This window comes from Nitrosomonas sp. Nm166 (genome assembly GCF_900112825.1).
Lineage (GTDB): Bacteria > Pseudomonadota > Gammaproteobacteria > Burkholderiales > Nitrosomonadaceae > Nitrosomonas.
The window spans coordinates 1-21264 of sequence record NZ_FONE01000010.1 but is presented as its reverse complement, the minus strand read 5'-3'; the positions used below and the strand labels follow the sequence as shown (position 1 = coordinate 21264).

Here is a 21264-nt window from a genome sequence, read left to right as displayed (position 1 = left end):
ACAAGCATGAGCGCGAAAGCGCAAGCTTGTTCGTTACAGGGACTATGAATATCGCTAAAGCGTTTCACACCCCTACAACAGCTAGCAGCAGTATCAACGCCAGACAGCAGCAAACTGTTCTGCATTAAAACCCACTGTCGCTCGCTTCCCATCGGTAATCAATGGCCTTTTTATCAACCGGCCGTTGCTCGCCAGCAAAGCAAGCACTTCCCGCTGCGAGAGCGCAGGCAATCGTTCCTTGATTCTTAATTCGCGGTATTGTATACCGGTGGTATTGAAGAGTTTGTTCAGTGGCACATCAGCACGCTCAATAATGGCAGCGAGTTCTTCCGCGGCTGGCGGATTTTCGGTGATATCAACAAATTCGTAGCCAATTCCGGCTCGCTGTAAAAATTGTTCTGCCTTGCGGCAGGTGCTGCACTGTTTATAGCCATAAAACTTAAGCATATCTCATATCTTTGTATTCGAGAAACATCTCATATCTTTATTCCCCGCCCTTAGGTCCCCAGAACACTACCCAGGTAGAAAAATCTGCTGAAAAATTTTCAAAACGATGCTCAATATTAGCTGCAACAAAAAATACCATGCCTGGCTCGAATGGATGGCGTTCACCAGCTATGACTAACTCGCCGTGACCGGAATGGATGAAATACAGCTCATCTTGATCATGCGGTGTTTGTATATCGGTTTCTTTGGGCGCATATACTTCCACCGACATGGAGCCATGCGTAAAAGCCTGCACAAAGGGCTCACCCATTGGCCATTCCGCACTAGCCTTGCCCGGTATTTGTCTCATCAGATCAGCTATCGTTGCTTTCATCATCGCTATTTCCTTATGTCCTGTTTAAGCTACGCTTGTTGATTAAAATTCAAGTATAAGTGAACCCGGTAACCGATACCAACAGTCACGGCATATTCTAAACATACCATGATAAGAGGACAGGCTCTTGCAAAAGCACGATTTTTCTGATTTATATACTTTATAAGCATTATTCCAATGAGCGAAGCCGCCGATTCATCCATTGTTCAACATTTTTCAGCAACTCGGTACGCGCAGGTTCTTTTAGAAACAGATGCTGATGATAAGGCAGATTTGGCAGCACCAGAACTTCGTTATCAGCAGCATGCATCAAAGTGGCACGAGCAAAGTCCTTGCCACCCCAGGATGGTGTAATCGGGTCATATTCCGAATAAACCAGATAGTACGGTATTGTGAATTCATCCATCTGGCGACGAAAGTGAACAATTTCTTGTTCAATGCCTTTTACGTAGCGCAACAGGCTGCGGCGGACAATCCAGCCATCGGCACGCAGCCGCGCCTTTTCCTCTTCACTATTGGTCAGATAATCCATCACCCAATCCGGCACGGTAGGTGTCAGAAAATTTCGCAAACCCGGCCAGGAAAACACTTCGAATAGGCCATCCAGCAGAGGCACGGTCACCAACGATAGCAACTGATTAGATATTAACAGCGGCAAAGGCTCATTTTGGGGATACAGAAAATGTGTTTCGGCATGGAAAGACAGCTTAATTAACGGATTTGCCAGCCAGCCGCGCCAGCCGGGTGGTTCGCTGACCGCAAAAGCCGGGGCCAGAAAAACGACACCCTGCACTCGTCGGGTCGGGTCATCCTCATTCCGGCGCTGCACCAGATAAGAAGCGGCGACCAAAGCGCCCAGGCTGTGCGAAATAATAAACACAGGCCGCTCTATACCGCCTTGTGCATCACAGAGTGTTATAGTCTTTTTGAGTGCTTGATCCAGATCCCAGCGCAGCAGCTCCAGATCACGCAATAATGCTTGCGCCAAATAAGCATCACTGACATCCTGCTTACCCGCACCGCTGACCATTGCCTGATCTGCTTGTTGCAGAACTGGATTGGAAAGACCATGCGCGTATAAATCGAAACCCGCAACGATAAACCGCCGGGCAAAATAACGAGCCACCTCACCATAACGTCCGATATGTTCATTCATGCCGTGAACCAGCAGCACACAGGCTCGCGCTTTGGCAGACTCCGGCGGAAAAAGTACCCGCAGAATCAGTGACCTATTGTCGCCAGATTGCGTGATACCGCTTTCTTCTCCCCAACGTGGATAAGGTTCACTAGTAAATTGCTGATGCACACAGCCGGACAGCATTGTCAGCATCAGGAGCAGGCCTGTTAAAGCCATAAGATTCTGCTTGTGGTGTATTATCATTTAAGTCATTAGCCCAATAGCACCATTGGTCCAAATAAAGCAGGAATCAACACAGTATCTTTCTGAACATGAATTAAGGAAATGCTGATTAATTCGGCGAACGTGATGAAGCGCGAGGCGCACGGAACGCAGCAACCGAGACATATCAATCAGATAGACGAGGAGCGAGTACCGCGCAACGAAGCGATTCGCCCGTGCAATCAATTAATCAGCGTTTCCTTAAATAATCTGTTCTTAATAAATATAATCAAGCGATAATTGAGCGACCAATCATGTTGAGAATATCCAACAGTATAGCAATACCCTTGACTGAGATCGAAATACAAGCTGTACGCTCACAGGGTTCAGGTGGCCAGAATGTAAACAAAGTGTCGACTGCAGTTCATTTGCGATTCGATATCAAAGCTTCCTCACTACCAGAAATCTATAAGGAAAGACTCTTGAATTTAAAGGATAGCCGAATCTCTAGTGAGGGCGTTATTATCATCAAGGCTCAGCGGTATCGTAGTCAGAGTAAGAACAAAGAAGATGCGCTCAGTCGGCTACAAGAGATGATCAAAAGCGTTACTGTCCAGAGGAAACAGCGGAAGCCTACCGCGCCAACAAAAGCTTCTGAGGCAAAGCGTTTGGAAAGTAAAGCGATTCAAAGTCGGAGAAAGTCGTTACGCGGCAAGATTGAAGAGGAATAATAATGGCTTGAAGCTGGGGTGATAATAATCCTGGAGCTGCAAGTGGTAAATTCCAGCAGGTTTTATAGAGAGGCGGAGAGCCTTCATCGTGCCGGTCTTCGCGCTTCACGAAACCAAATCCGGTATTGCTCCATTTTCGCGCGCTGTTCCGCGGGCGCGCGGCGTCGGCAGGTGGAATACTCCTCCGTATCCGGCTTTGCGCCCCAGCGTATTTCGACGCAATCGTTGGGATTATAAGCCATTTCATAGGCCGGTCTACGTGCCAGCACCTCGGCCACAGAAAGCTCCCAAGGACTACCATCCGTGCGCACATAGTGAATACTGCGTTCATGAATGCGCTTGGCGTGATGCTGTTCGATCTCGGCCTTGGCCTCTTCAGGGTGCTTGCCGTTCATCAGGAACAATTCGGGGTAGCGCATGATCTTCTCGGGTAAGCTATTTAGAACATTGATGGCGATGATGAGACGCATGTCCCGGGAAGGCGTGGAGTAATCCTCCCAAGGACCGACGGTCTCAAAAATTGCCGCACCGCCAGGCATCGGAATGACACTGCGAGGGCTCTTGCGGAAATACGCTTCACCATTGTCCACCGAGGTCACACGGGTCTCGATTTGTTCCACCAAGGCATTCAAGGTAGCTTCATAAGCTTGCCTGGGATCAAGTCCTTGAGGATTGATAAGCTTGACCAGTTTGGCATAGAAATTGTCAGGAGAGAGTTGGTCTTGTTCCAAGGAAAAGGCAGCGAAGTCAGGTTGGTCAATTAGCTCGTCATTGGTGAGTATCCGCCATTTGCCCGAGACCATGCGCATCACCGGCCGGAAAGCCTTAAAGCCTGGCCCGGCGTTTTCAGTATTGGCGAACAGCATCGTGCCTTCCCACACCCGCTTACGGGCGACCGAGTTGTCCGGCTGGGCATCGACAGCCAGCAATACGCCAGGATGATCCGCCGTCTGCGGCACCCATTCGACCAGTACCAGAATATGGCCGTAGGGATCAGCATAGACCGTTCCCGGCCACAGCGTCTCCCGACTGAACGAAATGGGATACAAATCCGTGGACTCGTCCTCAAGCCCGGTTCGCGCTGAGCCTGAATGGACGGTATTTACCAACTGTCTGCTGAATTTCCTGAAGCTGGCCTGCGAGCTGATGCCTTGGGTAAATTCGGTAACGATGGTGGCTACACCACAATGCGGCGGTGCCTTGGTCGAGCCACGCCCGCAGGCGCGGAAGGCGAATGGTAGACCAACCTTCCAGGCAAAATAAGCCCGCAAGGTGTAAGGTAGGTCAGCACAATCGGGGGTTAGCGGCAGATTTTTGTCTTCGTTGAGACCGAGATGGTTGTGCAGGAAGTTACGCTCGGCATTGCGCAATATCGGCTCCAAGGAGGAGAAGCTTAGACTCTCCTCAGGCGGCGCACCAAACAACGCTTCGATCCAGGCGGAATAAAAGGCTTCTGTGGCAAGGCCCCATACTTTGGGTGTTTCTTGTGCATCTGATCCGCCGATGGTGAGTAGCTGGCATGCGGCAAGCTTGCCATTCCGATCTGCCACCACGCGATAATGCCCCTTGTTGAGCTTTTCCAATGCGGCGACAAGACTCCAAGGCGGGCCACCCCGGCGGCGGGATTGCAGGGGTATGCGCTGATCTTGGCTGTCGATCAGGGACAATCCCGATACAGGACCGTCTGTGGACACAGCCATAATCTTGACCTGCTCATCGGCTTTGGGATTGAGGGGTGAGATCCAGATATGCGTCTCGTCAGTTTCTTCGCATGAATAATCCTCGGCCAACGCCACCGAAATACTGGCCCATGCCAGCAAGCATGCGAGGAGATAGCTCATAGGCTGAGTTGGCAAACACAAAAAACAGCCTCGACTCCACTTACTGCAGCGTTGGTGAAAACACAGCATTCCAAGCCTGGACTTGAGCCAGCGGTTAGACTGCAATACATCATTATGCAAAATTTGACCTTTCAATTAACCATCGATCAAATTAAACTTTTACAGCTAAAATCAAATACCGAGATTGTGATTTCACAGCACCCTCCTTGCATTCCGGCCTCATCCTAAACGAGAATTAAACCGTGTCCGTCAGCCTGAGCAACCTGGCGTCTTTCTTTGAATTATGGTGCCTCTTGCAGTTTTTTGACAACCGCTTTTCCGACATCATGAGCGCTGAGGGGATTTTGACCGGTAATCAGAAGACCATCCTCCACAACATGCGAGCCAAAGGGCAACAATGCTTTGCTGTACTTAGCGCCGCGCTTTTGCAGTTCCGCCTCAAGGTTGAATGGAACCGCATGGTCCCGTTTTGCCAATTCTTCTTCCCTCCACGAAAAGCCCGTGATAGCTTTACCGTTAATCAAAGAATCGCCGTTGCCAAGCTTCACTTCCAGTAAGCCTGCAGGGCCGTGGCACACAGCGGCAATGATTTTGTTGGATTCGTAGAATTTAACCGTCAACTTCGCTAGCGCGGCGCTCTTAGGAAAGTCGAACATGACGCCATGACCGCCTGTCATGTAAATGGCATCGTAAGCGGCGACATTCGATTCCGATACTTTTGGCGTGTTTTGCAGCAGGTTCATGTAGGCCCTATTCTCATACCGCTGAGATACGGAGCCTCCCATGCCAACTGTGTGGCTTACTTCTGAAATGATCAGGCTCTCCGGGTCGAGAGGAATTTTACCACCTGAGGGACTTGCGATATCCATCTGATACCCAGCCTCTTCAGCGACATCGTAAAAATGGGTCAGCTCGCCTAACCACAACCCCGTTCTAAAGCCAACCTTCTCGTACTCGTCAGCATTAGTGACGATGATCAGAATTCTGTTTGTCCTAGCCATAGGAACTCCTTTTCGTTGGAGTAGAGTATAGTCCACATCCAGCCTTCGCTTGCGGGCTAGCATCCATTAGATTCATAAATATAAACCCTGCTTACTGTATCAGGTAGGTATATCTCTAATCTGTGTGACTTCTAACCAACCGAATCTTAATCAGTACCGGGTTTCATGACGAACTACCGGCGGATGACTTCAAAGAAAGTTCTTCAGTATCAGATAAAAAAGCTAAACGTTAAGCCTCAATCCGAGTTCTTGAGTTAACTTCTGTTTTAATCATTCCATTGAAAAAAACCTGCAGTTCCCATTACACAAACTTGCTCATCAGGGTAAGAATGATTCCTCCAAATTCTTCCGCATTGGTAACAATTTGGTTGATTTTGTTGTTTCGATCACCTTCCCGTTTGACAATTTCCATCAACTCGGCAAGTTTTTTTACATCCGCAGGGTCAGGAAATAGTCTCTTAACCTCCTCGTCCGTCAGGTGGGTGATGGTTGAAATTTTTCCTGCCAGCTTCTCATCGGTTTTGTCGCCTGCTTCATCAATCAGTTTATCCAGTTCACCTTGAAATTTGTCCCAGTCTATTGCCATGATCACTCCTTTATTTGCGAAGTTTGTCGAGAATCTCTTTGATTTTCTCGCGGTATTTTTCCGCATTCTTTATCCGGTCTTCAATATTTCGTGAGGCGTCCACTAATTCTGAGACTGCTTGATCTGTTTCGTTGACAAATTTGTCTACCTCTTTGTCGGTGATTCTGATCATGTCGAGGTAGCGCTTTCTGTTTTCTTCGACTTTGGAAGCCGACTGAAGGAAAGCCGTAAGCGTGTTATTGATCGCTCGGACTTGATCATATTCGAACTTGAGCTTGTTTTTTAGGGTTGTTTCTAGTTCGTCGAGCGGCTGAATGAGCTCGATGCGCTTTTGATTAATTTTTTCCTGTAATTTTGGACCAACCAGCGTGATGAACTTCAAGCGCTCCTTGGGATCCCGGGATCGCACTACCTGCTGCCATACTTCATCAACCCGTGCATCGCCAAAAAATTCCTGAGCAAACACGGGAACCCACGTTTGCTGGATGAAGTCATCGATTCTTCGTCTTTTCTCCAGGAAAAATTCTTGTAGCAGTCGAATGTGAGCCGACTCAAGAGCCGATATGCGGGCACCAAGCTGGGCTGAAAGTTCTGGTGCTTCCGGGGGAATGAATGCACACCCGCCTAAAGTCAATATCGCCGCCAATAGGAACGATAGAATTTTATTTCGCATAACGACCTCCTCTGGTTAGAGATTCTAGCTAGAATTGGACTTTCGGAATGTCGTTCTATATTACATCAAGAATTTTCAGGATGAAATATTCCTGATCTGCTTAGCATACTGATTTCACGATAAAACCGATGGGGATGCTTGCCTGATATCATCAATAATATCGCCCATTCTGCGGAGACTCTCGTCGTTTCCCTCAGAACTGATAACCAAAGATTTTTTCTGCATCAAACAGAAATTGGACGGTATCCAGGAAAGCGTCGCTGACCTCTGTCTGCACCATAGCCCCAACGCCAGGTCCGTTTGTTGCAATACGGATTGGAAAGACCATGATTATAAAAAACGAAACCCGGAAAAATAAACTGCAGCGCAAAATAATGGGCCGCTTGTCATAAAGCTCGACATATTTATTCATGCCGTGAACCAGCAGCACTCAAGCTCGCGCTTTGATGAGTTCTGATGAAGAAAGTGCGGTAAAATCAGTAACCCATTACCATCGGATTAATCGATATGACTTCCTTCTCTCCAGCGAGGATAAGGCCTACTAACGAATTTCTGATGCATACAAACCTGATAGGATCACCACCAACAGAAACTAAAGTAAGCGGGCCCGCACGATCGCATACTGTTTAGCCATTGACTCATACGCCTTCGGAAGTCCATCAGTTCGTACTGCCTGAACTGCCTCTAGAAGTTCCTGGTGCGGATCGCAGCCGCCAATGCTAGTCGTCCACCAGATGTCTTGCCTGCGCTCATTTCTGCAGTTTCTCTCAACGATGTAAAGAAAGTCTGTGAACCACGAAAAGCCACTGACTCCGTCCATATTGTTGCCCACATTGAAGTAATTGACGATAGTCTTACAGTACTCTTCAACGACACTCCAATTGTCGTCACTAAGGCCACGGTTTCTGATCTTTTGCAATTCATTAGCAAGGTTTCGAGCTAATGTACGTTCCGATTCATAGTCGCGCCGACGCTCTTTAAGAAACTCTAAAAGCTCTTGGGTTGGCCGCGTGTTGTTTCTTAGACGACTCTCAATTTCCTTGAACGCATCTGTGTAATCTTTATGAATCGAACTCATTTGCACATGTATCGGCTCCAAATGCGTCTCAAAGAAACTTTTGCGATTCTCCCGAAATCCTGCAAATCCAGTAGTTACGAGTTTAAACAGCAACTCCCCAATTGAAATAAAAAGATCAGACATTTTTATATTTCCCTTATCGTTGGTCTCTAAGGAATACATTCACCTTCGGGCCGAAACCACCCATGCTGTTACCCTATAATCATGCTCACGTCATCTTGTCATTTGCATAGCTCGCTACTTACCCTCAGCCCAACTACAATTAAGCTTCTAAAATAATGTAATTTACAATTCTACGACGAACTCGCCGGCGGATGCTGGCTGATATAGTCAACAATATCCCCCACGCTGCGAAGATTCTTGACTTCATCGCCGTCAAAGCGGACACCAAAGGTTTCTTCCGCATCAAATAGAAGTTGAACAGTATCCAGGGAATCGAGTCCGAGTTCTTCAAACTGGGAGGCGGTAGTTATCTTGGAAGCATCCGCATTCTCAACTTTTGAGGCGATAAACGCTATCACTTTTGCTTCGAGTTCTGCTGTGTCCATGTCTGATTTTGTGCTTGTGGTTTTTAGAGGGTTGTAAAAATGAGGCTGGCATTATTGCCGCCAAATCCGAATGCATTACATACACCGGTTTGTATTTTTTTCTGAACAGCCTGGTTGGGCGTGTAGTTGAGATCACATTCGGGGTCCGCTTCCATAAGGTTGATGGTGGGATGTATCGTACCCGTATGCAATGCCATGACAGTGGCAATGCTGCCAATGGCAGCCGATGCACCTATAGTGTGTCCGATCAGCGACTTGGTGGCGCTGATGGCAATTTCAGGCGCATGCTCTCCAAAAAGCTGCTTGATCGCCTTCGTTTCTACAATATCTCCCAATGGCGTGGAAGTCGCATGCGCGTTGATGTAATCCACCCTATCTGGCGTCATGCCGGCATCCTCAATGGCAGCCTGCATGGCTGCTACCTGCCCGTCCATATCCGGTGCCACGATGTGTGTTGCGTCGCAGGTGCAACCATAGCCGGCAAGCCGGGCATAGATTTTTGCGCCGCGCCGCTGCGCTTCTTCTTCTTTTTCCAGAATCAGTATGCCTGCGCCTTCCCCCATCACGAAACCATCGCGACCTTTGGCAAAAGGCCGTGATGCACTCATCGGATCGTTATTAAAGCCAGTGGATAACGCAAGCAATGCTTCAAAACCAGCCATAGTCAGTGGCAATACACATGCTTCCGCACCACCGGCAACTACGGCATCTGCTTTTCCTGTACGCAAAAGATCGAGCCCCATGCCAATTGCATTGCCTGCCGAAGAACACGCCGTACTGCATGTCAAATTCGCTCCTTTCAATCCATGCTTAATCGCTATCCAGGCAGCAGCGGAATTGGCCATGATGCGGGGAACAGTAAAAGGAGGTGCGGACTTATTCTGAAATTTGCGCGCCGCAGAGGATTCAAACGTTGAAAACCCACCCATGCCAGAGCCCAGACTAACGGCCAGACGCCGTGGCTCATAGCCTTCCAGTCCACCAGCATCTTCCAGCGCCAGGTTGGCAGCGCGCAACGCCAGTTGTGTGAATCTGTCGGTCTGTTCCACCTGTTTGGCTGAAAGAAAAGCAGTAGGATCAAATCCAGTAATTTGACCGGCGATTCGCGAACGCTGGCCGGATGCATCGAAGCATTGAATGTTGCTTATTCCACTCGTTCCATTGATCGCTGCATTCCAGAACTGCTCAATGCCAGTACCGATCGGTGAGATAATACCCATTCCAGTAACAACTACACGCATATAAGTCTGAACAGAGGATTTTAGGCAGGATATCGTTAAAAGCATTCTTGACAGCGCTATGAATATACTGAAAGCCGAATGGGCTGTCAAACCTGCTACTAGCATCAACCATTGATCAGTACTTGAAGATCGTTGTGCCATCCGCTAACCGGCCGCTCGGCTGCGGGCAGTGTATTTCTCGTCCCAAGATCGTTTTGTAGGCAAAGTGTGACCGCCGCTGCCAGGTTAGCAATAATTCCTCCTTGCTCTGTATGCACATATGACTATTATCGGTTAGGGAAAACTGCGCAAGAATATCCTCATAAAATGCTCGTCGTTTCCAGTAATGTACATGAATGCCATCCGACCCAAGCCAGACAGGTTTCTGTTCATACAGCTTGAAATGCCGCCGCGCTGCCATATCGATGAGCCCTTGATACACCGCTCGGGCGCGGCTTAGCGTTTCTTCCTTGGACAACCGGCAAAATGGGTAAAAAATATTGCGAAAGAGTGTGTAAAGAGATTTGGACAAACTTTCAATCGAAGCCATCGGCAGATTAGTCACCACAATCTGCGCAGACTGTTGCTGTAATTGCTCAATACACCACTCCATCTGTCGCAGAATTTGCTCTGGCATCAACCCGTACAAAATATCATTACCGATATCTGTTAGCAAAGCATAAGATGGGCGTAATTGCATCACATCCAGTTGCCGCCATAATCCACTGGCAACAATCCCCGGCAATCCGCGCAACAGCATTTGGCTGAATACCCCGTACGCACGACCATGCCCGGAAGCCACCAGAACTTCGCTCGGACTACCCAACCGCTGCTGCATTAAATGGATAACGAGGCGTAACGATAAAGTCAGATTGCTTGCGCCGAGCAGGATAATTCGATTTTCTAAATGATGTAACTGAATATTTTTATCTGTTTGATTAGCCATTCTCGCAGAATTTATTTTTGTATTTTTATCTTCATACTGATCAGCATAATCGCAATCATGGCATGATTACCGATATCATGGCCTTCTGAAAAGATCATATTTTAAACAATCAGCAAACTAATTGCGTCGGCATGTCTTTTGTTAAAGCACCATCGAGCATCACTCACCAGTGTTATTTCGGCTGGGTTTCTATTTCGCTCAATTACTTAACCATTCTGGCCGGTTTCGTTGTAATTGCATGCCCTGCTTGGGCACAACAATCTGATACATCAAAACCCGTCATACTCGATGCCATCAACATCACCGCAACCCGCAGTGAGCGCTCACCATCACAGATTCCGAACAGTATTACGCAGATTAAGCGCGATGCGCTGCAAGGCTTTCAACCCGGCGCCACGCTGGATGAATTCGCGCGCAGTACTCCTGGCGTTTTCTTCCAGAACCAGTTTAACTTTACACAGGATTTGCGCATCGCTATCCGCGGGTTTGGCGCACGCTCTCCATTTGGCGTGCGTGGCATTCAAATGCGCGTAGATGGCATTCCGCAGACCTTGCCGGATGGGCAAACACAATTGGATACGATTGATCCTTCGTTGATTGAACGCATGGATATTCTGCGCGGACCTTCCGCTTCACTATACGGCAATGCTTCGGGTGGCATGATTGACATTACCACGCGCGAAGCACCGCAGGAAAAATTCGTCGTCATGCCGCGCCAGGTGTTTGGTCAGTTTGATTACTTAAAATCCGAGCTGTTTGTGGGCGGCCGCCATGGTAAGTTCGGTTACGGTATTTTCGGCTCGCATTTGCAGCAAGATGGCTGGCGCGATCATAGCGCGATGCAGAATACATTCTCCCAGGCCAAACTGAATTTCCAGACAAGTAGCAATTCTGACCTGATGCTGGTGTTCCGAGAATTTTATTCTCCGTTATCCAAGGATCCAGGGGCTTTAACCAGCGCGGAAGTGCGCGACAATCCCAGACAGGCTTCGGCACGCAATGTGGAATACAACGCCGGTGAAGAAATCCGGCAGGAAGAAATGGGCGTGCGTTTCCGCAATAGGCCTTCCGCGGGAAAAGAGTTTACCGTCACCACACACTTGCTGCACCGTGATTTCCAAAATCGCTTGCAGTTTTTTGATGGTGGGCAAGTACAGTTTGATCGCTGGGTAGGCGGGTTGATGGTGCAGTTTGTCAACGACCATATTCTGTTTCAGCGACCTAATCGTTTCCTGATCGGCGTCGATTACGGCATACAGAATGATAACCGGCAGCGTTTCAATAACAATTTTGGTTTAAGAGGTGCACTAAATTTAAGTCAAATCGAGCGCGTACAAAGCGTTGGACCGTTCTTCCGCAATGAATGGAACATTCTGGATAAACTCGATCTGGTCATCGGCGGCCGCTGGGATTGGTTGCATTATCAGGTGAAAGACACCTTTAAAACCGACGGCAATCAATCCGGCTCCCGAACGGTATCGCAGGCCAGCGGCTCGGCTGGGTTGGTCTATCACCTCACGGAACAGCAGCAGATTTATACGCATGTCGCTTCGGTATTTGAAGCGCCCACCACTACCGAGTTGATCAATAATCCGGCCGGCAGAGGCGGATTCAATCCGAATCTGAATGCGCAGACATCACTGAGCAACGAACTCGGCTTCCGCGGCAATTCGGCCGGATTTCAATATGATACGGCGATATTTTTTATTCGCACCTGGGATGAGATTACGCCATTTGAATTGCCCTCATCACCAGGCAGGGCATTTTTTCGCAATGCCGGACAATCGCGCCGAATTGGCGTAGAAACCCGTTTAGCTACCCCGGAATGGAAAGGCCTGCGCGGCGAGGTCAGCTACACCTATTCCAACTTTGAATTTGAGAAATATGTGATCAATGACGTGAATCTGAAAGGCAATGTATTTCCCGATATTCCTGAGCATCGCTGGGAAGGCTTGGTGCGTTATGCGCATCCTTTCGGCTTTTATGGGCAAATTCATGTGCAGCGCGTCGGTGAGTTTTTTGTCAATGACACCAATACCGCGACCAACCATGCTTATAACCTGGGGCAACTGCTGCTGGGCTGGGAGACGAAACGCAAATGGATTGAAGGTTCCGTGTTTGTCGGTATCAATAACCTGTTCGATGCGCAATACAACGCCAATACCCGGATCAATGCTGCGTTCGGGCGCTATTTTGAACCTGGTCCGCCGCTCAATGTATTTGGTGGTGTACGTGTACGCATTGTGGTGTTTTAAGTATCTGTATGGAAAAAATTTATTCAGAAAGAAAACGGCTAATTAGATATGATAAAAAATTATAACGGGATGAATAGGTAATGGTGAGCAGGCTTGAACTTTCTCTACTTTCCCTAATTCTGATTATTTTGGTGATGAATGTTCTTAAAAAAGGTGGAGAACTGAATAATGTTGAAAGATACAAAAAAGGACCCACAAACAGCATCTGCGGATGGCAAGCTGGTGAGTACTTTTTTAAAGGTGTGACACATAAGAAAATATCCAATATTATTACACGCAATGGTGTTACCACTGAGCTTTACCGGCCGGAATGGGCAATCGGTCCTGATCAGGTACGCCACATTATTCACGTAATCCTGCGAGCCAATACCATCAGCGCCTGGCACGTGCATGAATACCAGACGGATACCATTTTTGTCACCAGCGGCTCGATTAAATTGGTGTTATTTGATACCGCCCTGATTCAACCACACGGGTAAGATTGAGATGTATTTCATCTCAGCCGCATGCGACCAACATTGATTAGCATCCCCCCTGGTATTTGGCATGGCTTGCAGAATATGGAAAATTCGGAGAGCAGCTTCATCAATTATTTTGACCGTCCCTATATCTATACTGACCCGGATGAATGGCGATTACCGCACGATACTGACAAAATTCCTTATCGATTCTGATATTCTTGCCTATCCCGAGTGCTAAGGAAACGCTGATTAATTCGGCGAACGTGATGAAGCGCGAGGCGCACGGAACGCAGCAACCGAGACATATCAATCAGATAGACGAGGAAGCGAGTACCGCGCAACGAAGCGATTAGCCCGTGCAGTCAATTAATCAGCGTTTCCTTAGCTTTCAGAAACAAATCAGGCATCAAGCGCCAAGTAGTTGAGGCAGGCTTGCAGGGATGTTACAGTTAATGATCCGAGAACACCGTAAAAAATAAAATGGCACTCAAATTATTCAAAGTCACCAGGATTTTTATAGTCGCTTGTCTCTGCGGCAGTTTTTTCCTTTCATCCATTGCACAAGCGCAGCGCATCCAGGCAGAATTTGAGATCAAGCTCGTTGCCCGCGGGTTACAGTTTCCTTGGGGCATGGCTTTCATGCCGGATGGCAAGATATTGGTGACAGAACGCAATGGTCAATTGCGCATTGTCACACCAGACGGTCGCGTGTCGGAACCGGTTAAGGGCGTCCCAGCCGTGTTTAATCAGCAGCAAGGTGGTCTTCTGGATGTTGCGCTGGATCCGGAATTTTCCAAGAATCGTCTCATTTATTTGTCTTACGCGGAACCCGAAGGATCCAAAGCCAGCACTGCGGTTGCCAGAGCTGAATTGATCAATGGCGGTTTAGAAAACCTGCAAGTCATATTCCGCCAATTGCCAAAAACGGAGGGCGGAATACATTTTGGTTCGCGCCTGGCTTTTGCGCCTGATGGAAATCTCTTCATCACCTTGGGCGATCGTGGCGACTATATGGATAAAGCGCAGCAAGTGGATAATTACTTTGGCAAAATCATCCGCATCCGTCCTGATGGTTCAGTGCCCACCGATAATCCCTTTGTCAATCATCCACAAGCAAAACCGGAAATCTGGTCATATGGCCACCGCAGTGTTCAAGGCGCCGCTATTCATCCTAAAACCGGCGAACTGTGGATTCATGAGCATGGTCCACGCGGCGGCGATGAAATCAATATTCCTCAACCCGGGAAAAACTATGGTTGGCCCAAGGCAAGTTATGGCAGTCATTACAACTTTATGCCAATAAAAGATGAACATGCCGAACAGGGTTTCGAAGAACCCCTCTATTACTGGACACCTTCCATCGCACCTTCCGGCATGGTGTTTTATACCGGCAATCAGTTTCCGGAATGGCGCGGCAATTTATTTATCGGCGCATTAGCAGGCAAGCTGATTTCCAGATTATCGACGGATGAAAAGAGAGTTCTCGGTGAAGAACAGTTATTGATGCATACCGCACGTTTTCGCGATGTGGAACAAGGTCCGGATGGTGCATTGTATCTGTTGACAGACGAAGAAAATGGAAAATTGTTAAAGCTAACACCGAAGCTAAAGCTAACACCGAAGCGTAAGTAATCTGAATGCTTGCAAAAATTTGTATCGTTAAAAGGCACGATACCACCCGAAACTACGCTAGAATTAAGCGCGTTAGATATTTTCCTGCCAATCTTTTCCTAACACAGATGGAATCTGTCGTTACCTTATGCAAATACATCCCAACAGTCGTCAATAATGGATGCAATCGATCTCAAAAATCCCACGCTTTATATCAATCGCGAGCTGAGTCTGCTGGAATTCAACCGGCGCGTTATCGAGCAGGCAAAAGATGAAAGCTTGCCATTACTGGAAAGGCTGCGCTTTTTATGCATCGCCAGCACCAATCTGGATGAGTTTTTTGAAATACGTGTTGCCGGTTTGAAGCAGCAAGTTAAATATGGCTCGACACAAACAGGCGCGGACAATCTGTCTCCGGCAGAAGTGCTGGCACGTGTCAGTGAAACAGCGCATCAGATTGTCGAGGAACAATACCGCGTTTGGAACGATATGATTATACCGGCACTGTCCAAAGATAAAATAAGACTGTTACGCCGCGCGCAATGGAAACCCCAGCCCAGCCGCTGGATACATCGTTATTTCAAAGATGAAGTATTACCGGTATTGAGTCCGATCGGCCTGGATCCGGCACACCCTTTCCCAAGAGTATTGAATAAAAATCTGTATTTCATCGTCTCGCTGGATGGAAAAGATGCCTTTGGGCGAGACTCAGGATTAGCCATCGTACAGGCACCACGCTCATTACCGAGAGTCATCCAGATTCCTGCAAAATATAGTGGCGGAAATCATGATTTTGTGATGCTCTCGTCCATTATCCATGCCCATGTGAGTGATCTGTTCCCAGGCATGAATGTCACCGGATGCTATCAATTCAAGGTCACGCGCGATAGTGATTTATTTATCGACGATGAAGAAATAGACGATTTGCTGCGTGCGCTTGAAGGTGAATTACCTTCCCGAAGATTCAGCGATGCGGTGCGCCTGGAGGTCGCGGATAATTGCCCGGATAATCTGAGTCATTTTCTGTTGCAAAAGTTTGAACTGCAGCAAAGCGATCTCTATCAGGTGATGGGGCCTGTCAATTTAGGACGTTTACTGGCGATATGTGAGTTGGTTGATCGCCCGGAACTGAAATTTGTCGGATTTACGCCCGACATACCCAGACGCTTGCTCAAGAATACCAATATTTTTGATGCACTGCATAATGGCGATATCCTGTTGCATCATCCTTTTCAATCATTTGCGCCAGTCATCGATTTTCTGCGCCAAGCCGCCGCTGATCCCAATGTGTTATCCATCAAGCAGACCCTTTATCGGACGGGCGTTGATTCAGTAATTGTCGAAATATTAAAGGGTGCAGCCCGCACCGGCAAAGAAGTCACGGTGGTGATTGAATTGCGGGCACGGTTTGATGAAGAGGCCAATATCGAACTGGCCAGTGAATTACAGCAGGCCGGGGCGCATGTAGTATATGGCGTAGTCAACTACAAGACGCATGCCAAAATGATCCTGGTGGTCAGAAGGGAAGGCCGCGCGCTGCGCCGTTATGTTCATTTGGGAACCGGCAATTATCATGCGCGAACTGCACGCGTGTATACTGATTATGGTCTGTTGACGTGCGACAAGGCAATTGGTGAAGATGTCAACAAGCTGTTTCATCAACTGACCGGATTGGGCCGTGCAGGAAAACTGAAAAAACTCTTGCAATCACCTTTCACGCTGCATAAAGGCATACTCAACCATATCGAGAAAGAAATCGATGCTGCGAGTAAAGGAAAGAAAGCCTGGATCATCGCCAAAATGAATGCCTTGGCTGATCCGGAAATCATTGCTGCACTGTATAAAGCCTCGCAGGCCGGCGTCAAGATTGATCTGATCATCCGCGGCATCTGCTGCCTGCGCCCTGGCATTAAAGGCGTCTCTGAAAATATCAGTGTACGCTCAATCGTAGGGCGTTTTCTGGAGCATACCCGCGTTTATTATTTCTACAATAGTGGCGAAGAGCTGGTATTTTGTTCCAGCGCTGACTGGATGACACGTAACCTGTATTACCGGGTGGAAGTATGCTTTCCGATTGAAGAAAAACGCACCAGTGATAGCGTCATCGAATATGGATTGCTCAGTTATTTGTCCGACAACACGCAAGCTTGGTTACTGCAAAGTGATGGCTCGTACAAGCACCTGAAGCCAGGCACCTCTAAACCGCGCTCGGCACAACAACAGCTCCTGGAACATTATTGCGATTTACCTTAGAAGCCAAATTTACGGGCTCCACTTTGTGGATTTCCCTTACTTACCTGTCTCGAACCTCCATTATTCAATAATTCTGACAACTCATGCAATAAACCCTGCAGTGAAGATTAATTGCGCAAAAATTGTTACTCAGCTATTGATTGTCATCGCTGACGTATAAACTCATCGAATTAATAATCGAATAAATTGTAGCTATCGAATCTAAGTAAATACTTAGATAATAATGAGTAATATCCTACTTTACTTATTAAATTAGCAACTCTACTATCGAACGGGTATCGTCCGAGAATTGATGTTCAGCATTCAGTTACTCTGCCCAATACATTACAAAAAATATTTAACTGAGCGTTATTTCCTGAAAAAATTATAAGGTGAATCATATGAAACCGTCAGAAAATAAAATATTAGCTATTAACATAAGCAAAAAATTTAGTATTGCTGTCGCATTTATGGTGCTACTGATTGGCTTGAGCATATCACCACCAGCAAAATCAGCGCTGGTTGGCAAAGGCATAGCAGATCCTAATCATCATTTTCCTAGCTGGTTTTCCGATGCTAATGGCCTTGCCTTGCAGATGTGTTTAGATGGCGATGGCGCTACTGGCCCATGTTTCTATGACCCCGTCATAGCAGGCAATGCTGTTTCCGAAGCGAGCGGCTTTGGTGAAGAGGCGTTCTGGTGGTCGGCTGAAGCTGATATAGATTTGGCTGGCGGCGGAGGTGCTCTTTTAGTGCTGGCATTGGAGGCAGCCTATGCTTCGGGAGATCCAGCGCCGAACGAACAAATTGCCTTTGGGCGCGTCCGTATCCGAATCGATGTGCCTGCAGGCGGTGAAGGCATCTATAAAGTCCGGCACCCCTATCTAGGAGCCAGCTGCGACGACGAAGTCTTTAACGTTACAACGACCGGTCCTCGCGCGATTAATGTAACGCGCGATGTTGGCGGCGGCGCCCCATTTGACGCCGCGTTAACCAGTGAAGTCGGCCCTTTCTTAGTATGGGATCCAGCCATCGCTCCGACTGCACCGGCTGGTTATGTGGGCGATCCCAATATTCCTCACCAAGTGAAGAATGGCCGTTGCGGTGTTAACTCCTTCCGCATCGAAGGTCCGGTCGGGGTGGACTTGGATGGTAACGGTAGTAATGTTGTGGAAACTAATCTATTTTCAGTCCAAGGTAAAATTTTTGATCCGTCGAGTGCCCCACCGGGAATTGAGCCTGTACGCACAAGCTACTTGCGTTCCACTAACGCATCTGGCGTAACGACGTCCCGTATCAATTCATGGGTAAAAGCACCACCCACTTCAACCGTGACGTTTAATGGTCCACAAGCTAGCCAAAATGGACTCATGACATTTGATGGGGAAAGTACGTTCTTTAAACGCGCTACATTAAATGCAGCCAATAGCGATCCAATGCCTGCTCAGGTAGAGATTGTTGCCACCAATGCTAGCGGTGACAGTACGACTAAGCTCGTCAATGTCATCGATCAAGTAAATATCACAACAGCCACTTGGAGCAGATCAGCACAAACGCTAAAAGTAGTAGCCGTTTCCAGCGACAAGATTGTTGCAGGCGATATTCCCGTGCTTACCCTGAAAATAGGTTCGGCAGCTCATCAAATGACCCAGTCTGGCGCTGCTGGTCGGTATGAGTTGGTGCTGGCAAATATTCCAGTGCCACCAGCAGTAGTTACAGTAACATCTTCAAAAGGGGGTACCAATACCCGAGGAGTAGCAGACTAATGAGTAACCGGTAAGGCTGGCGGCGCTTATTACTCTGATACATATGAATACTAGAGAGTAAGCGCCTGTCCATACTGATGATTGATAGCGCTTCTATAACTAACAACTCATACAATCAATATCTACCGCTCAAAGCAAAGAGATGTAAGAATTTGAGAAACTGAATAAAATCTATACAGATTAAGTTATAAACTTAAGCCAATATGGAACCCTATTTTATTTTTGTTTGTTAATTACCGGTGAAATAAATAAGGCAGGTAACGGTCTATTTGGTTGCCTTAATTTTTTATGGTATGCCACTTTTTGGCTTAACTCATCCTGCTCTATAGCTTTTACCTCAGAAATTCTAGGTACATAGGGTTGTGTGAATAATGGGTCTTCAACTTTTTCAATACGCTTCGTTTTTTTACAAGTTATTTCATCATTGAAAGAATCTCTTATTTCCCCTTGCCTTATCGAAGAGGAGATTGTTTTCTTACTTTGAGCAGTTAGAGCATTATATTTTGATTTTCTTTTCTCAGCGGAATCTTTATCTGAAATTTGCGATGATGCTCTTTTTAATTCAAATTCTTTTATTTCCTCTGTTCTAATTTTGGTTTTAAGCAATTTCTCTACTCCTAGTAATAACTTATTTTCTTCCTTACTTACTAGAGAAATTGCAAATCCTTTCGCTCCTGCTCGACCTGTTCGGCCAATACGATGCACATAATCTTCAGGATTATTCGGTAACTCAAAATTAATCACATATGTTAATTCTTCGATATCAAGACCCCGTGCCGCTACATCAGTAGCCACAAGTACCCGGATAAGGCCTTGCTTAAAGCTATTCAATGCTTGAGTGCGCTGTAGCTGATTTTTATCACCATGTATCGCTGCGCTTGAGATCTCATGGCGGCTCAATTGCTGCACCAGACGATCTGCACCTTGTTTAGTTCGTGTAAAAACCAATGCCTGTTGCAGGTCCTTCTGCTTAATTAAGAAAACTAAGAATTCCTGTTTTCTTATAGATTCAATCTGATAAACAATATGAGTTATTAATTCATTGACTGAATTTTGCTTTGCAACTTCGATCAATATCGGTTTTCTCAATATCTTACTTGCGAGCTTTTTGATCTCTTCAGAGAAGGTAGCTGAAAACATCAGATTCTGCCGGTGCTCAGGTAATTGCTGAATAATCTGTTTGATATCAGGCAAAAAGCCCATATCCAACATCCGATCAGCTTCATCTAGAATCAACATTTCTACTTTAGTCAGTGTTATGGTCTTTTGCTGAAGGTGATCCAATAATCGACCCGGTGTTGCTACCAAAATTTCTACACCTGAACGAACAGTGTCGATTTGAGCATCGATATTCACCCCACCGTATATAACGGCGGATTTGAGAAATGAATATTTTCCATATATTCTTACATTTTCATATATTTGAACAGCAAGCTCTCTGGTTGGAACTAAGATTAACGCACGAATTGGATGCTTTGCTGGTGACATACTATTATTGGCATAAGTCTCCAGTCTTCGTAACATTGGAAGAGTAAAACTTGCTGTTTTACCTGTGCCTGTCTGGGCGCCACCCATGACATCGTGGCCTTGCAAAATTACTGGTATTGCTTGTTCTTGAATTGGTGTTGGTTTAGCATATCCCTGATCAGAGACAGCGCGCAATAAATCGATTGATAAACCGAGTTGCTCAAATGACATATCTTTTATTTCACTACTCCTGCTAAGTATTTGCTCAATTTGCTATATCCTCCTAAAGTCATAAGGATCTCGAAGATCTTCTGGCTCTTTGCTCTGTTAACTAATAACTACTTTGAATTGAATAAAATAAAAGAACCCGTACAAATATTCTTCTTGTACGGGTTCTTTCGATTACGTTATCAATTCCATTATTTGGAAATAAAGCACCCCGCCGCAAGCAGCGGGGTATTAACTGCGCTTTTCAATCTGCTGGTTTTCAACCAGCTTTTGCCCTAAGGAGCGGGGAATTGAACCCGCAGAGATTAAATATCTCCAAAATGATACTAAAACTCAGGAAAAATAACTCAGAGTAAGTAATTAAGCTACTCTTCATCTTCCTCCTCATCGTCATCTTCACCCTGAGCTTCACTTTCTACGGCTGGACTAGCGCCTTCGCTCTCGTCTTCTTCGTCCTCTTC

At 46.9% G+C, this 21264-nt stretch carries 21 protein-coding genes; 8 read left to right on the top strand and 13 right to left on the bottom strand.

Annotated elements, in window-relative coordinates; all coding sequences use genetic code 11:
* Positions 1–93: 93 nt before the first annotated feature.
* From BM021_RS04495 to BM021_RS04485, 3 genes are all read right to left on the bottom strand, one after another.
* Positions 94–447: an arsenate reductase family protein gene (locus BM021_RS04495; RefSeq protein WP_090719314.1), complete on the bottom strand. Its 354-nt coding sequence runs from the start codon at positions 445–447 to the stop codon at positions 94–96.
* 37 nt (positions 448–484) lie between these two features.
* Positions 485–823, bottom strand: a complete 339-nt coding sequence (locus BM021_RS04490) for a cupin domain-containing protein (protein WP_090719312.1) — start codon at positions 821–823, stop codon at positions 485–487.
* Between the two features lie 166 nt (positions 824–989).
* Positions 990–2174, bottom strand: a complete 1185-nt coding sequence (locus BM021_RS04485; RefSeq protein ID WP_256207767.1) for an alpha/beta fold hydrolase — start codon at positions 2172–2174, stop codon at positions 990–992.
* A 108-nt stretch (positions 2175–2282) separates the two neighbouring features.
* Between BM021_RS04485 and BM021_RS15440 the strand changes: the two genes are divergently transcribed.
* Positions 2283–2459, top strand: coding sequence for a hypothetical protein (locus tag BM021_RS15440; protein WP_177186297.1), 177 nt, complete (start codon positions 2283–2285; stop codon positions 2457–2459).
* A 14-nt stretch (positions 2460–2473) separates the two neighbouring features.
* On the top strand, positions 2474–2890 hold the full coding sequence (gene arfB, locus BM021_RS04480) for an alternative ribosome rescue aminoacyl-tRNA hydrolase ArfB (protein WP_090719308.1): 417 nt from the start codon (positions 2474–2476) through the stop codon (positions 2888–2890).
* Between the two features lie 83 nt (positions 2891–2973).
* Here arfB and BM021_RS04475 read toward each other — a convergent pair whose 3' ends face one another.
* The 9 genes from BM021_RS04475 to BM021_RS04435 all read right to left on the bottom strand — a co-directional run bounded on the left by BM021_RS04475 (position 2974) and on the right by BM021_RS04435 (position 10783).
* A complete protein-coding gene (locus BM021_RS04475; protein ID WP_090719306.1) occupies positions 2974–4731 on the bottom strand; it encodes a hypothetical protein in 1758 nt (585 codons plus the stop codon).
* Between the two features lie 281 nt (positions 4732–5012).
* Positions 5013–5732 (bottom strand): type 1 glutamine amidotransferase domain-containing protein, encoded by a 720-nt coding sequence (locus BM021_RS04470; protein ID WP_090719304.1) that lies wholly within the window; start codon positions 5730–5732, stop codon positions 5013–5015.
* A 301-nt stretch (positions 5733–6033) separates the two neighbouring features.
* Positions 6034–6318, bottom strand: coding sequence for a hypothetical protein (locus BM021_RS04465; protein WP_090719302.1), 285 nt, complete (start codon positions 6316–6318; stop codon positions 6034–6036).
* Positions 6319–6328: 10 nt separating this feature from the next.
* On the bottom strand, positions 6329–6991 hold the full coding sequence (locus BM021_RS04460) for a hypothetical protein (protein ID WP_090719300.1): 663 nt from the start codon (positions 6989–6991) through the stop codon (positions 6329–6331).
* 193 nt (positions 6992–7184) lie between these two features.
* Positions 7185–7403: a hypothetical protein gene (locus BM021_RS04455; RefSeq protein WP_090719298.1), complete on the bottom strand. Its 219-nt coding sequence runs from the start codon at positions 7401–7403 to the stop codon at positions 7185–7187.
* Positions 7404–7583: 180 nt separating this feature from the next.
* Positions 7584–8192 carry a hypothetical protein gene (locus BM021_RS04450; protein WP_143074291.1) on the bottom strand — a complete coding sequence of 203 codons (609 nt, stop codon included), beginning with the start codon at positions 8190–8192 and terminating at the stop codon, positions 7584–7586.
* A gap of 170 nt (positions 8193–8362) precedes the next feature.
* Complete coding sequence (locus tag BM021_RS04445; RefSeq protein ID WP_090719293.1) at positions 8363–8617, bottom strand: acyl carrier protein; 255 nt, start codon at positions 8615–8617, stop codon at positions 8363–8365.
* 23 nt (positions 8618–8640) lie between these two features.
* Complete coding sequence (gene fabF, locus BM021_RS04440) at positions 8641–9999, bottom strand: beta-ketoacyl-ACP synthase II (RefSeq protein ID WP_256207766.1); 1359 nt, start codon at positions 9997–9999, stop codon at positions 8641–8643.
* Positions 9974–10783 carry an SGNH/GDSL hydrolase family protein gene (locus BM021_RS04435; protein WP_090719288.1) on the bottom strand — a complete coding sequence of 270 codons (810 nt, stop codon included), beginning with the start codon at positions 10781–10783 and terminating at the stop codon, positions 9974–9976. Before BM021_RS04435 ends, fabF begins: the two co-directional genes overlap by 26 nt.
* Positions 10784–10914: 131 nt before the next feature.
* Here BM021_RS04435 and BM021_RS04430 point away from each other — a divergent pair, with 131 nt between their 5' ends.
* The 6 genes from BM021_RS04430 to BM021_RS04410 all read left to right on the top strand — a co-directional run bounded on the left by BM021_RS04430 (position 10915) and on the right by BM021_RS04410 (position 19108).
* Positions 10915–13038 carry a TonB-dependent receptor family protein gene (locus tag BM021_RS04430; protein WP_090719286.1) on the top strand — a complete coding sequence of 708 codons (2124 nt, stop codon included), beginning with the start codon at positions 10915–10917 and terminating at the stop codon, positions 13036–13038.
* Positions 13039–13118: 80 nt separating this feature from the next.
* Positions 13119–13517 carry a hypothetical protein gene (locus BM021_RS04425; protein ID WP_090719284.1) on the top strand — a complete coding sequence of 133 codons (399 nt, stop codon included), beginning with the start codon at positions 13119–13121 and terminating at the stop codon, positions 13515–13517.
* Between the two features lie 200 nt (positions 13518–13717).
* The gene (locus tag BM021_RS15985) at positions 13718–13852 is read left to right on the top strand and encodes a hypothetical protein (protein ID WP_256207765.1); all 135 of its coding nucleotides are present in this window, start codon (positions 13718–13720) and stop codon (positions 13850–13852) included.
* A gap of 127 nt (positions 13853–13979) precedes the next feature.
* A complete protein-coding gene (locus BM021_RS04420; RefSeq protein WP_090719282.1) occupies positions 13980–15131 on the top strand; it encodes a PQQ-dependent sugar dehydrogenase in 1152 nt (383 codons plus the stop codon).
* A 114-nt stretch (positions 15132–15245) separates the two neighbouring features.
* Positions 15246–17363, top strand: coding sequence for a polyphosphate kinase 1 (gene ppk1 / locus BM021_RS04415; RefSeq protein ID WP_256207770.1), 2118 nt, complete (start codon positions 15246–15248; stop codon positions 17361–17363).
* Between the two features lie 380 nt (positions 17364–17743).
* Positions 17744–19108, top strand: a complete 1365-nt coding sequence (locus tag BM021_RS04410; protein ID WP_090719278.1) for a hypothetical protein — start codon at positions 17744–17746, stop codon at positions 19106–19108.
* A gap of 216 nt (positions 19109–19324) precedes the next feature.
* On the opposite strand, the gene BM021_RS04405 is transcribed toward BM021_RS04410, so the two are convergent.
* Complete coding sequence (locus tag BM021_RS04405) at positions 19325–20806, bottom strand: DEAD/DEAH box helicase (protein WP_090719277.1); 1482 nt, start codon at positions 20804–20806, stop codon at positions 19325–19327.
* Between the last annotated feature and the right edge of the window lie 458 nt (positions 20807–21264).

What these genes read in the sequence shown, in the direction of transcription:
- fabF (WP_256207766.1), bottom strand. Translation starts at nt 9,999, where the DNA reads ATGGCACAACGATCTTCAAGTACTGATCAATGGTTGATGCTAGTAGCA.
- BM021_RS04430 (WP_090719286.1), top strand. Translation starts at nt 10,915, where the DNA reads ATGTCTTTTGTTAAAGCACCATCGAGCATCACTCACCAGTGTTATTTC.
- BM021_RS04495 (WP_090719314.1), bottom strand. Translation starts at nt 447, where the DNA reads ATGCTTAAGTTTTATGGCTATAAACAGTGCAGCACCTGCCGCAAGGCA.
- BM021_RS04405 (WP_090719277.1), bottom strand. Translation starts at nt 20,806, where the DNA reads ATGTCATTTGAGCAACTCGGTTTATCAATCGATTTATTGCGCGCTGTC.
- BM021_RS04465 (WP_090719302.1), bottom strand. Translation starts at nt 6,318, where the DNA reads ATGGCAATAGACTGGGACAAATTTCAAGGTGAACTGGATAAACTGATT.
- BM021_RS04460 (WP_090719300.1), bottom strand. Translation starts at nt 6,991, where the DNA reads ATGCGAAATAAAATTCTATCGTTCCTATTGGCGGCGATATTGACTTTA.
- BM021_RS04470 (WP_090719304.1), bottom strand. Translation starts at nt 5,732, where the DNA reads ATGGCTAGGACAAACAGAATTCTGATCATCGTCACTAATGCTGACGAG.
- BM021_RS04490 (WP_090719312.1), bottom strand. Translation starts at nt 823, where the DNA reads ATGATGAAAGCAACGATAGCTGATCTGATGAGACAAATACCGGGCAAG.
- arfB (WP_090719308.1), top strand. Translation starts at nt 2,474, where the DNA reads ATGTTGAGAATATCCAACAGTATAGCAATACCCTTGACTGAGATCGAA.
- BM021_RS04475 (WP_090719306.1), bottom strand. Translation starts at nt 4,731, where the DNA reads ATGAGCTATCTCCTCGCATGCTTGCTGGCATGGGCCAGTATTTCGGTG.
- BM021_RS04410 (WP_090719278.1), top strand. Translation starts at nt 17,744, where the DNA reads ATGAAACCGTCAGAAAATAAAATATTAGCTATTAACATAAGCAAAAAA.
- BM021_RS04450 (WP_143074291.1), bottom strand. Translation starts at nt 8,192, where the DNA reads ATGTCTGATCTTTTTATTTCAATTGGGGAGTTGCTGTTTAAACTCGTA.
- BM021_RS04455 (WP_090719298.1), bottom strand. Translation starts at nt 7,403, where the DNA reads ATGAATAAATATGTCGAGCTTTATGACAAGCGGCCCATTATTTTGCGC.
- BM021_RS04425 (WP_090719284.1), top strand. Translation starts at nt 13,119, where the DNA reads ATGGTGAGCAGGCTTGAACTTTCTCTACTTTCCCTAATTCTGATTATT.
- BM021_RS04420 (WP_090719282.1), top strand. Translation starts at nt 13,980, where the DNA reads ATGGCACTCAAATTATTCAAAGTCACCAGGATTTTTATAGTCGCTTGT.
- BM021_RS04445 (WP_090719293.1), bottom strand. Translation starts at nt 8,617, where the DNA reads ATGGACACAGCAGAACTCGAAGCAAAAGTGATAGCGTTTATCGCCTCA.
- BM021_RS04485 (WP_256207767.1), bottom strand. Translation starts at nt 2,174, where the DNA reads ATGGCTTTAACAGGCCTGCTCCTGATGCTGACAATGCTGTCCGGCTGT.
- BM021_RS04435 (WP_090719288.1), bottom strand. Translation starts at nt 10,783, where the DNA reads ATGGCTAATCAAACAGATAAAAATATTCAGTTACATCATTTAGAAAAT.
- BM021_RS15440 (WP_177186297.1), top strand. Translation starts at nt 2,283, where the DNA reads ATGCTGATTAATTCGGCGAACGTGATGAAGCGCGAGGCGCACGGAACG.